8 protein-coding genes are annotated in these 10849 nt (G+C 57.2%); 4 read left to right on the top strand and 4 right to left on the bottom strand.

Annotated features, from left to right (window positions below):
* The first annotated feature begins 198 nt into the window (after positions 1-198).
* Complete coding sequence (locus tag COA55_RS16725; RefSeq protein ID WP_290503060.1) at positions 199-1128, top strand: sterol desaturase family protein; 930 nt, start codon at positions 199-201, stop codon at positions 1126-1128.
* Between the two features lie 157 nt (positions 1129-1285).
* Here COA55_RS16725 and COA55_RS16730 read toward each other — a convergent pair whose 3' ends face one another.
* Positions 1286-1849 (bottom strand): CoA pyrophosphatase, encoded by a 564-nt coding sequence (locus COA55_RS16730; protein WP_063521107.1) that lies wholly within the window; start codon positions 1847-1849, stop codon positions 1286-1288.
* 307 nt (positions 1850-2156) lie between these two features.
* Here COA55_RS16730 and COA55_RS16735 point away from each other — a divergent pair, with 307 nt between their 5' ends.
* Positions 2157-2363, top strand: coding sequence for a cold-shock protein (locus COA55_RS16735; RefSeq protein WP_035235160.1), 207 nt, complete (start codon positions 2157-2159; stop codon positions 2361-2363).
* 233 nt (positions 2364-2596) lie between these two features.
* Here COA55_RS16735 and COA55_RS16740 read toward each other — a convergent pair whose 3' ends face one another.
* From COA55_RS16740 to COA55_RS16750, 3 genes are all read right to left on the bottom strand, one after another.
* Positions 2597-3451: a crotonase/enoyl-CoA hydratase family protein gene (locus tag COA55_RS16740; RefSeq protein ID WP_363970978.1), complete on the bottom strand. Its 855-nt coding sequence runs from the start codon at positions 3449-3451 to the stop codon at positions 2597-2599.
* Positions 3452-3705: 254 nt separating this feature from the next.
* Complete coding sequence (gene katG / locus COA55_RS16745; RefSeq protein ID WP_290503062.1) at positions 3706-5871, bottom strand: catalase/peroxidase HPI; 2166 nt, start codon at positions 5869-5871, stop codon at positions 3706-3708.
* 459 nt (positions 5872-6330) lie between these two features.
* Positions 6331-7740 carry an aldehyde dehydrogenase gene (locus COA55_RS16750; RefSeq protein ID WP_290503063.1) on the bottom strand — a complete coding sequence of 470 codons (1410 nt, stop codon included), beginning with the start codon at positions 7738-7740 and terminating at the stop codon, positions 6331-6333.
* 367 nt (positions 7741-8107) lie between these two features.
* On the opposite strand from COA55_RS16750, the gene COA55_RS16755 reads away from it, so the two are divergent.
* Together COA55_RS16755 and COA55_RS16760 are read left to right on the top strand one after the other, a co-directional pair.
* Positions 8108-9280, top strand: a complete 1173-nt coding sequence (locus COA55_RS16755) for an amidohydrolase family protein (protein ID WP_290503064.1) — start codon at positions 8108-8110, stop codon at positions 9278-9280.
* A gap of 14 nt (positions 9281-9294) precedes the next feature.
* Entirely contained in the window at positions 9295-10722 is a 1428-nt protein-coding gene (locus COA55_RS16760) for a hypothetical protein (RefSeq protein ID WP_290503065.1), read from the top strand.
* Positions 10723-10849 lie beyond the last annotated feature (127 nt).

A 10849-nucleotide genomic window follows, 5' to 3' on the forward strand; every position in this document is an offset into this window, starting at 1 on the left:
GTACTGGTCCAGCCAGTCCAGCAGCACGCGCACATAGGAGCCGTTGACGCGGATGGCGGTGGGGTCGGGGTAATTCATCGTCATGGCATGATTGGATAATAGCTTGGCATGATCCGTCAATCCGATAAGTCCACTCTTTTCTACCATGGCTTCATCAGAGCTGACACCGCTTGTCCCATAACTTCAGGGAGACATGACATGAACCCCATTGATTTTGCCGTTACCGCCTACCAAAACGCGGACTTCAAACAACTGCTGCTGGTCGGCATGCTGCCGCTGTTTGGTCTCAGCGCGTTGATCGAGGCCTGGCGCTTTCGTGGCACTGACATCTACAGCCTCAAGGATTCCGTCGCCAGCATGACCCTGGGGGCCAGCTACGTGCTATTGGAAGTCGTCGTAAATGCCCTGTTCGTGTTCGCCTTTATGGACTGGGTGTACAGCTATCGGCTGATGGATATTGCCATCACCCCGTGGACCTTCCTGCTGCTGTTCCTGATGGTGGATTTTCTGTTCTATGCCTATCACGTGACCGCCCACAAGGTGCGCTGGTTCTGGGCCACCCATGTGGTGCACCACGCTTCCGAGCACATGAATTTCACCACCGCCGGCCGGCAGAGCACCCTGTATGCGTTCAGCGGTTTGTTTCTGTTTTTCCTGCCGCCGGTGATGCTGGGTTTTGAGCCCGCCTGGGGGCTGTTTGCGCTTGCCCTGAACCTGTCCTACCAGTGGTTCATTCACACCCAGTGGATAAAGAAACTGCCGCGGCCGATCGAGTTCATTTTCAATACGCCGTCGCATCACCGTGTACATCACGGTCGCAACCCGGAATACATCGACCGTAACTTCGGCGGCACTTTCATTATCTGGGACCGTCTGTTTGGCACCTTTGTGGAAGAGCGCGACGACCTGCCGCCGGAGTATGGCATTACCCGCCAGATCCACAGCTACAACCCGATCACCCTGACGCTGCATGAGTTCATTGCAATGTTTAAGGATATGGCCAGGCCGGGGCCGTTGTGGCTGCGACTGAAACACCTGTGGGCGACGCCGGAATGGCAACGACCGGAAGCGCAGAACCAACACGCCAAGAAAAACGTACCCTCCATAGCTGCGCAGCAGGAAGGATAAGAGTGGCGCGACAGGCGGAGGCTTTCTTCGGAAATTTCCGCCCGACAGCCCACACTCGCAAACGAAGCAGGGGCCTAAACTGAAGATACGCACCACTTCCTTGCTGGCCTGCTCCGATTCCCGAGAATGGACTCGCCCAAGCAGCCCCATGCAACCCTCACCGCCGCCCCAAAAACTCCACCGTCATTCGATAACTCAACCCCCAGATGCAGTACCCCTGATAACGGCAGCACGGCAGAGTAACCCGCCCCACGGGCGTGCGGAGGGCAAGCGTACTTCGGTTATCCGGGTTGCTGAGATAGTCCAGCGGAATCCATACGCCGTGGCGGGCTTCGTGGTTCAGGCGCAGCACGTCGTCGCCCTGCCAGGCAAACACATGGGGCGTGACCACCATGGGCCGCCAGCGGCTGTGGTGGCGGGTCAGTCGGTCTGTCAGGCGCGCCTGGTAGTGCCCGCTCTGGTACAGGTCGAGCCCGGTTTCTTCAACGGTTTCACGCATGGCGGTGTCACGGCTGGAGGTATCCCCGGTTTGCAGGCGCCCACCGGGGAAGGCCATGTCTCCGGACCAGGGGTCGCCGGGGCGATGAGCGCGCTGGATAAAGAATAGCTCGCCCTCGGTTATCCCGCCGCGATAAATCAACGCTACGGCGGCACGGGTGACGCGGCGCCGGAAGGGCAATTTCTGTGGGCGGGCTCTGTTAAGCCAGGTCAGTGGGGGCACGACGGCCTCGCTATTGGCTAAGATGCGCCCAGCATAGCACTCTGGCTGCTCTCACCACGCCAGGCCATGGGCGAGCGCCCCCAATCAGCGCGGACCGCCCTCCCCGAACGTCGATCCGGTACGATTTAGCTGTACACGGAGCAATAATAGGGTTATGTTCTGGCCCAGCTAAAAGATCGCGCTTGAATCACGTACTCCATTTCGTTGTTTACATTGTATAACTCGTCCTGCAGTTCTGAAGTCCAAGTCTCCGTTTTTCAGCTACACCTGCCGTAAAGGCAAAACTTCATTTTTCAGGATTAGAGATATGTCTACAGTTAAAGGCACCGTTAAGTGGTTCAACGAAGCAAAAGGTTTTGGTTTCCTGGAGCAGGAAAACGGCCCGGACGTTTTCGCTCACTTCAGCGCCATCCAAGGTTCCGGCTTCAAGACCCTGGCCGAAGGCCAAGCGGTTGAGTTCACCGTGACCCAGGGCCCGAAAGGCCCGCAAGCTGAGAACATCGTCGCTCTGTAAGCGATTGTTCCAGTAAAAAAAGGCGCCCTTGTGGCGCCTTTTTTGATTCTCTAAAGAACACCTTACCCCCCTGCCACACTCTCCTACCCCCCTCTGTTAGCCCCCACTCCCATTGAGGAGTAGGTCGAATTAACCTGAAAGGTGTAATCCGACATCCAACGGGCAAGGCCACAGAAACACTCATTGTCACCTTACGGCTACGCCTAAGCAGACCTACGAATCAGGATTCAGCCCTACTGCTCAAACAAACCTTTAACCGGCATCAAATCCGGGTAGTCGGCCTGCTGCTTTTTCGCCTTGGCCTGAAACGACAACATCATGTCATCGTGGCGGAACATGCCCGCCTGCCAGGTGGCCATGTATTTAAGGCTGTCTTCCACGCTGTGGTCACGGCTGTAGTTAAGCATTTCCTTACAGCCCAGAACGGCCAGGGGAGAATTGGCAGCGATCTCTTTGGCAATCTCCATCACCCCTGCCAACATGCTTTCGGCATCATCATAAACCCGGTTGACCAACCCTTGCTCCGCCGCTTCCCAGGCGCTGAAATTGCGGCCGGTATAGGCCAGCTCACGGACCAACCCCTGGGGCATCAGCTTGGGCAGGCGTTGCAGCGTACCCACGTCTGCCGTCATTCCCAGGCTGGTTTCCTTGATGGTGAAGAACGCATCCTGGCTGCAATAGCGGCTGTCTGCCGCGCACACCAGGTCCAGCGCACCGCCCACGCAGCCGCCCTGAATCGCCACCAGCACAGGCATGCGTACTTGCTCCAGTACACTCAGGCAATCCTGCAGCTGCAGCACCACCCGGCGCAGGTTTTCTGCCATGCGCCCCGGATCGCCAGCCATGGGCACAGCGTCTGCATCGGAGAATACGGACAGATCCATCCCGGCCGAAAAGTGCTTGCCGGTGGAGGACATCACCACCACGCGGGCGTCAGTGCCAGTCTCGATATCCCGCAGGCAACGGGGCAGCTCCAGCCAGAAATCCTTGTTCATGCTGTTCATGGATTCCGGGCGGCTGAATTGCACATGGGCAATATGGTTTTCTACGGCAACATCGAAGGAGCGGTATTCAGGTAATGCGGTCACGGTGTTCTCTCCCATTTTTATAAGCAGCCTTGCCGGCACTTCCGGCATATACCTGACAGCCTTACCCAATCAGCTCGTATTGAACAGCTCTGATCACGCAGCAAACGATGCACAAGACGACATGCCTGGGGATTTGCTGCTGCCGGAGGCACAGATCAACCTTCGGCGAGTACGCTGTAGCCCACATAAAACGCCATAAAAAACGGCGCGCTGATAACAGCGCGCCGTTTTCTTTTACCGTGAAGAGAAAGAAACTACTTCAGGTCAAAACGCTCCAGCTCCATCACCTTGGTCCAGGCCGCCACAAAATCGTTGACGAACTTTTCCTGGGCATCAGAGCAGGCGTAAACCTCAGCCAGGGCGCGCAACACCGAGTTGGAACCGAACACCAGATCCACACGGCTGCCGGTCCACTTCAATTCGCCACTGGCACGATCCCGGCCTTCAAATTCTTCTTCATCACTGGATACCGGCTTCCACTCGGTATTCATATCGAGAAGATTCACAAAGAAATCGTTGCTCAGGGTGCCGGGTTTTTCGGTAAACACACCCAGCTGGCTGCCGCCGTAGTTGGCGCCCAGCACGCGCAGGCCACCAACCAGCACCGTCATTTCCGGGGCCGTCAGCGTGAGCAATTGCGCCCGGTCAATCATCAGGTGCTCGCCGCCCATGGAGAAACGCGCCTGCTGATAATTGCGGAACGCATCGGCTTTTGGCTCCAGTGGCTCAAACGACGCCACATCGGTTTGCTCCTGGCTGGCATCGGTACGGCCCGGCGAGAACGGAACGGTAATAGTGACGCCCGCCGCCTTGGCCGCCTTCTCGATGGCCGCACAGCCGCCCAGTACGATCAGGTCCGCCAGCGACACCTTTTTATTGCCATTACTGAAGTCCGCCTGAATCCCTTCCAGGGTTTTCAATACCCGCGCCAGTTGCTCCGGCTGATTTACCTCCCAGTCTTTCTGCGGGGCCAGACGGATACGGGCACCGTTGGCACCGCCACGCTTGTCACCGCCACGGAAGGTGGCAGCAGACGACCAGGCGGTGTACACCAGCTCGGACACACTGAGGCCGGAATCCAGGATCTGGCTCTTCAGCGCAGCAATGTCCTTGTCGTCCAGCAACTCATGATCCACCTCAGGCACCGGGTCCTGCCAGATCAGCTCCTCGTCTGGAATCTCCGGGCCCAGGTAGCGGGCACGCGGCCCCAGATCCCGGTGGGTCAACTTGAACCAGGCCCGCGCAAAGGCGTCGGCGAACTGGTCCGGGTTTTCATGGAAGCGCCGGGAGATTTTTTCGTAGGCCGGATCAAAGCGCAGCGACAAGTCCGTGGTCAGCATCATCGGCTTGTGCTTCTTGCTCTTGTCCTGGGCATAGGGCATCTGTGGTTCGGCATCTTTCGCCACCCACTGCTTGGCCCCGGCCGGGCTCTCGGTAAGTTCCCACTCGAAGCCGAACAGATTGTCGAAAAAGTAGTTGCTCCATTGCGTCGGCGTCTGCGACCAGGTCACTTCCGGGCCACCGCCCATGGTGTCGTCACCCTTACCGGTACCCACACTGCTACGCCAGCCCAAGCCTTGCTCCGCCAACCCGGCGCCTTCCGGGTCGGGGCCGACTTTTTCCGGGTCACCGGCACCGTGGGCTTTGCCGAAGGTGTGACCACCGGCAATCAGGGCAACGGTTTCTTCATCGTCCATGGCCATGCGCGCAAACGTTTCGCGAATGTCGTGGGCGGCGGCTTTCGGGTCCGGGTCGCCATTGGGGCCTTCCGGGTTCACATAGATCAGCCCCATCATGGTGGCAGCCAGGGGGTTTTCCAGATCACGCTTGCCATCGAAGCGTTTTTCGTTGGTCAGCCATTCATGTTCACGGCCCCAGTACACATCCTGATCCGGTTCCCAGGTATCTTCACGGCCACCGGCAAAGCCAAAGGTTTTAAAGCCCATGGATTCCAGTGCCACGTTACCGGTAAGAATGATCAGATCTGCCCAGGAAATCTTGCTGCCGTATTTCTGTTTCACCGGCCAGATCAAACGACGGGCCTTGTCCAGGTTCACGTTATCCGGCCAGCCATTGAGCGGGGCAAAACGCTGCTGGCCACGGCCACCGCCGCCACGCCCATCACCAATGCGATAGGTACCGGCACTGTGCCAGGCCATCCGAATAAACAGCCCACCGTAGTGGCCGAAATCCGCCGGCCACCAGTCCTGTGAATCGGTCATTACCGCATGTAGATCTTTTTTCACCGCCTCCAGATCCAGGCTGTTGAATGCCTTGGCATAATCGAAATCCACACTCATGGGGTTCGACAGTGAGGAATGCTGGTTGAGTAGATCCAGACGCAACTGGTTTGGCCACCAGTCCTTGTTGGTCGTTCCGCCACCTGCGGCATGCATCGGGCATTGACTTGCATCAGCCATGACTCTCTCCCTGTTGAGTGTGTGTTAGCTGTTGATCCAGTTATATCCCTTAACCCTCGCCCCCGGCCAGTTGGCTTTGGCAAATACGCCGATAGTTTTTCCCAAACACGAAAAGATCGCCGATAGACCGTCACCATTGCTTGCGGCCCAACCCCTTCGTAATGTAACGCCTGAGAGGCAACAAGCACAAAGCGCCAGCCTGGCAGTCAGAACTTCACACAACCTTCACCCAAACGGGCAACGGTCATCACAAAAACCCGTGGGAGACGCAGAAAATATGACAAGGAGGGAAGAGGAAAGGGGGTGGCCGGAACCACGCGTGCGAAGGTTATAAGAGTAATAAAAAAGGGCCAGACGCCGGCTTTACACCCGCTCCTGAACCCCATTACCGCTGTACTTTTGCGTCTCCTCCAAGGCTTGAATTGCCCTGCAGCCGGACAGAGAGCCTGAGGAATCCGCCTATTTGATCAGCTTCTTCATCATGTTGACCTTATCCTTGTAAGGCGCATAACGGAACTTGATGTCGAACAGTGTCGTCGCCTTCAGGATGCTTCGCTTGTGAGAAAAAACATCAAAGGAGTTCTGCCCGTGATAAGCCCCCATACCACTTTCGCCCACGCCACCGAACGGCAGGTTGGGGTTGGCCACATGCATCACGGTGTTGTTGATGCAGCCACCGCCGAACTGGGTATTGTCGAGCACCTGGCGCTCCACGTGTTCACTGCCAGTGAACAGGTATAACGCCAGCGGATGTTCCGGCAGTTTTTTGAGGTTGCTTATCAGCTCCTCCATGGACGAGTAAGTCAGCATGGGCAGCACCGGGCCAAAAATTTCTTCCTGCATGACCGTGTCATCCATGGTCACGTCCTTGAGCAGGGTCGGGGCGATATATTTCCGGGCCTTGTCGGTCTCGCCGCCTGCCAGCAGCTTGTCGCGATTGATCAAGCCAGCCACCCGATCAAAGTGGCGATCATTGATCATGCGCCCCAGGTCCGGGCTCTGGCTCGGGTCATCGCCGTAGAATTCCTTCAACGTAGCAACCATTTCCTTCTCGAAGGCACTCTTGATATCCGCATGCACATGGATGTGATCCGGCGCCACGCAGGTCTGCCCCACATTCAACATCTTGCCGGCGAGAATCCGGCGGGCGGCCACTTTCAGGTTGGCGTCCTTATGCACGATGGTGGGGCTCTTGCCGCCCAGCTCCAGCGTTACCTTGGTCAGGTGCTTGGCAGCGGCGGCCATGACGATACGGCCCACCCGTGGGCTACCCGTGAAGAAGATATGGTCGAAGCGCTCTTCGAGCAGCTCATTGGTCACCTCGGTACTGCCCTTGAACACCGCCACATATTCGTCGCTGTAGCACTGTTTGATGATCTTCTCGACCACATCCGCCACGGTGGGGTTCAAGGATGAGGGCTTCAACACAGCCGTGTTGCCGGCGGCAATGGACCCGATCAGCGGCTGCACCAATAACAGAAACGGATAGTTGTAAGGGCCAAGCAAAAAGGTGACACCCTGCGGTGTAGACTCAATACGGCTGCGACCCGGCTGCGCCCACATGCTGGTGCCCACACGCTTGGGTTTCATCCAGTTTTTCAGGTGCTTGATAGTGTGTTTTAAGTCCTCGATGGCCGTGCTGATTTCAATGTAGGCCTCGAAGGGCGGGCGACCGATATCTGCATGCAGGGCGTCCTGAATCTGGCCCTGGTACTGAACAATCGCGTCTTTCAGCTTTTTCAGCTGCCGCAGACGAAATTCATAACTGCGGGTCGCCCCGGATTCAAAGTAGTTACGCTGACGGGCGACAGCCCGGGTCGCCCACCCCTGTGCTTCATTCACATTGCTGTTATCCAGAACCGCGCCCATGGCAAATCTCCGTGTGAATACATTATTCAGGGCCACGAGTGTTCCACGGGTTCTTCGCACCCACCATGAGAAAAGTGCGCGAAACCTGACATAAAAAACCAACCGGGGTCATTTACCCGCACAAAGTAAACAAGCCCTTACTTATTGTTTTCCTTGCAGAAAGTAGACCATCTACAGATTCGCACCGAGCGTCTACCTTGAGACTGTCGATGAGCCACCAGCGTCAGGCAGGAACAGGGACTGTTGGCTCTGTCACACCCACTCGCAATACGTGGCTGCGCTGGTGGTAGGCCTGTACGTTTTCTCCTAGTATCAAACAAGACCGATTCAGTGAATCCGGTACCAATAAAAACTCAGGGAATTCATCATGAATAGGGATATTCTCGGCAAGCTGTCAGCTGCCGTTGTTTCACCGCGCCTCATCCAGTCTCTTGTCGCCCTTCCTGTGGCCATGTTGATCACCGGTTGTGCTACCACAGCTACCGATACACGCACTGCCAATGAGCGCACGCTTGAGTCCCTGCAACAGCCCAGCGAACAGCAGGCCTGCTACGACCGGGAAAAGGAACCCTACACCCCGCTGGTGGATGCCCATTTTCACCCTCGCCCCTTTGGTGGTGCCGCCATTCCACCGGAAAAGCTGCACGCCATGCTGGAGGGTCAGGGCGTTCGCTTCGTGAACTATTTCGGTATCGGCCAGATACTGGAGCTGGACTCCGGTTGTAACTACTACCTGGACTGCCCCGGCGTCACCGCCATGCCCAGCATCAAGAATGATTTCGTCAACGGCATGGAAACCGTGGCCTACCCCAGCGACAACCTGCACATCACCCTGTCCATGACCTTCATGGACCTGGCGCATCCGGAAAACGTGGTGGAGCTGATTGAATTGTATGACCGGGAGTACCCGGGCATGTTCAGCTGGAGTGGCGAGCTGAACGTGGTGAAACAGGCACTACTGAAGAACAACCACGAACCGGCCACCATGCAGAGCATCGACAAATGGGCACCGTTCATGGCAGTGCTGCAAGAGCGCGGCATTCCCGTTACCTTCCATTCCGATCTTGGTAACGACGCCAACCCCACCGAACACCTGCCGCTGATGAAACACATCCTGGCCACCTACCCGGATAACAAGATTGTGTGGGCGCATATGGGGCTATCCAAGGAGCTGGGCAAGATGAACCCGGTGCAGCATGTCACCCTCCTCAAGGGGCTGCTCGACAAGTACCCGAACCTGATGCTGGATATCTCCTGGGATGTACTCTACAACGAGTACCACCAGTGGGGTGATATCTACATTCCCTTCTTTAACGAATACTCCACCCGCATTCTGCCAGGCACCGACTTTGTGGCCGCCGGCTATAAAGCAGATGACCAGTATGGCAAGGAACTGGACGTGACCAGCCGCGCCCTGAAAGGCCTGAACGACGAGGCGTTCCATAACATAGCGCTGGGTGCCAACTACTTCCGATTGATGGACCTGGACTACAACGCGCCCAACGTTTGCCCTGCAGATGACACCAGCAAAAGCGGATAATAAAGGACTCGGGAATGCGAAAAATCACCTCTTCTTCGGCGGCGCTCTGCGCTGCCTTGCTTGCCAATCCGGTACTGGCTGAAACCACCGACCCGGCGGTGGAAAAGCAGCTTCAGGAATTGCGCTCCATGCGCCAGAATCTGGAGCAACAGAGCCAGGATTTCGACCAGCGTATCCAGCAGCTGGAAACCGAATTGTACGGGGAAAGTACACCCGCGCCCCGGCGCCCCGCTGACAACCCGGGGCGCAGTTTGGGCTATCGTCCGGGCAAGGGCTTCAATCTGTTCAACTCGGACATGGGTGAGGTCAACTTCGGGGTCTTCAGCTACACCCGCTATCTGAACCAGAAGGATTTCGAGCGCAGCTATACCGATGATTTCGGGCGCACCTCGAACATTGATCCGCGTAATGACTTCCAGTTCCAGAAAGTGAACATCAGCTTCAAGGGCTGGATCTTTGATCCCAAGCTGCATTATCTGTTCTACACGTGGACGTCCAACACCAGCCAGGGTGACCCGGCACAGGTAGTGGTGGCCGGTAACCTGGGCTACCACTTCAACCCGGCATTCAAGCTCTATGCCGGCATCGGTGCCCTGCCCTCCACGCGATCTACTAATGGCACCTTCCCCAACTGGCTGAAGAACGACCATCGCACCATTGCGGATGAGTTCTTTCGCGGCTCGTACACCACTGGCATCTGGGCAGAAGGTCAAATTGCCGAAGGGCTGATGTACCGCGCCATGCTCGGTAACAACCTCAGCCAGCTGGGCGTCAGTGGCAACCAGCTGGATGACGGGCTCAACACCGCATCCGGTGCCCTGTGGTGGATGCCCACCACCGGTGAGTACGGCCCTGGCGAAGGCCTGGGCGACTACGAGTTCCACGAACAGCTGGCCACCCGCTTCGGCATTCACTTCACCCATAGCCGCGAGGATGCCCAGGCACAACCCGGCACGAACTCATTCGAAAATTCCCAGATCCGGCTATCCGACGGCACCCTGATCTTTCAGGCGGATCCGTTCAACAACGGTACCGCCATCGACCAGGCCACCTACCAGATGGCCGCCGCCAATGCGGGTCTGAAATACCGGGGCTGGTTCCTGGAGGCCGAGTTCTACCACCGCTGGGTAGACAAGTTTGATGCCAACGGCCCGCTGCCCGTAGACGAACTGGACGACAAGGGCTACCAGGTGCAGGCGTCAATGATGGCCATTCCCAAAACCCTGCAACCCTATGTGGCCTATTCCGAGATCCAGGGGGAATACGGCACCCCCCACGACCTGAGCGTTGGCGTCAACTGGTTCCCGTTCAAGCGCAAGGAGTTCCGCTTCAACGTGCAGGGCCTCTACCTGAAGGATTCACCCGTGGGTTACAGCAGTGTGCCGTTCCAGCTGGGCGGTAACGGCTGGGCCTTTACCACCGATATGGTGCTGGCATTCTAGGCTATCCCGGCAGGCCACCGATACTTAGCCTGCCACTTCTGGTGAAAACTAAGCATGGGTAAAAAGAAAGGCCTTCCGTTCGATGGCCGAGGCGGGGTGATTGTGTTTAGGACTTACATGCTCAAAT

This window comes from Alcanivorax sp. (assembly GCF_002733835.1).
Taxonomy (GTDB): domain Bacteria; phylum Pseudomonadota; class Gammaproteobacteria; order Pseudomonadales; family Alcanivoracaceae; genus Alcanivorax.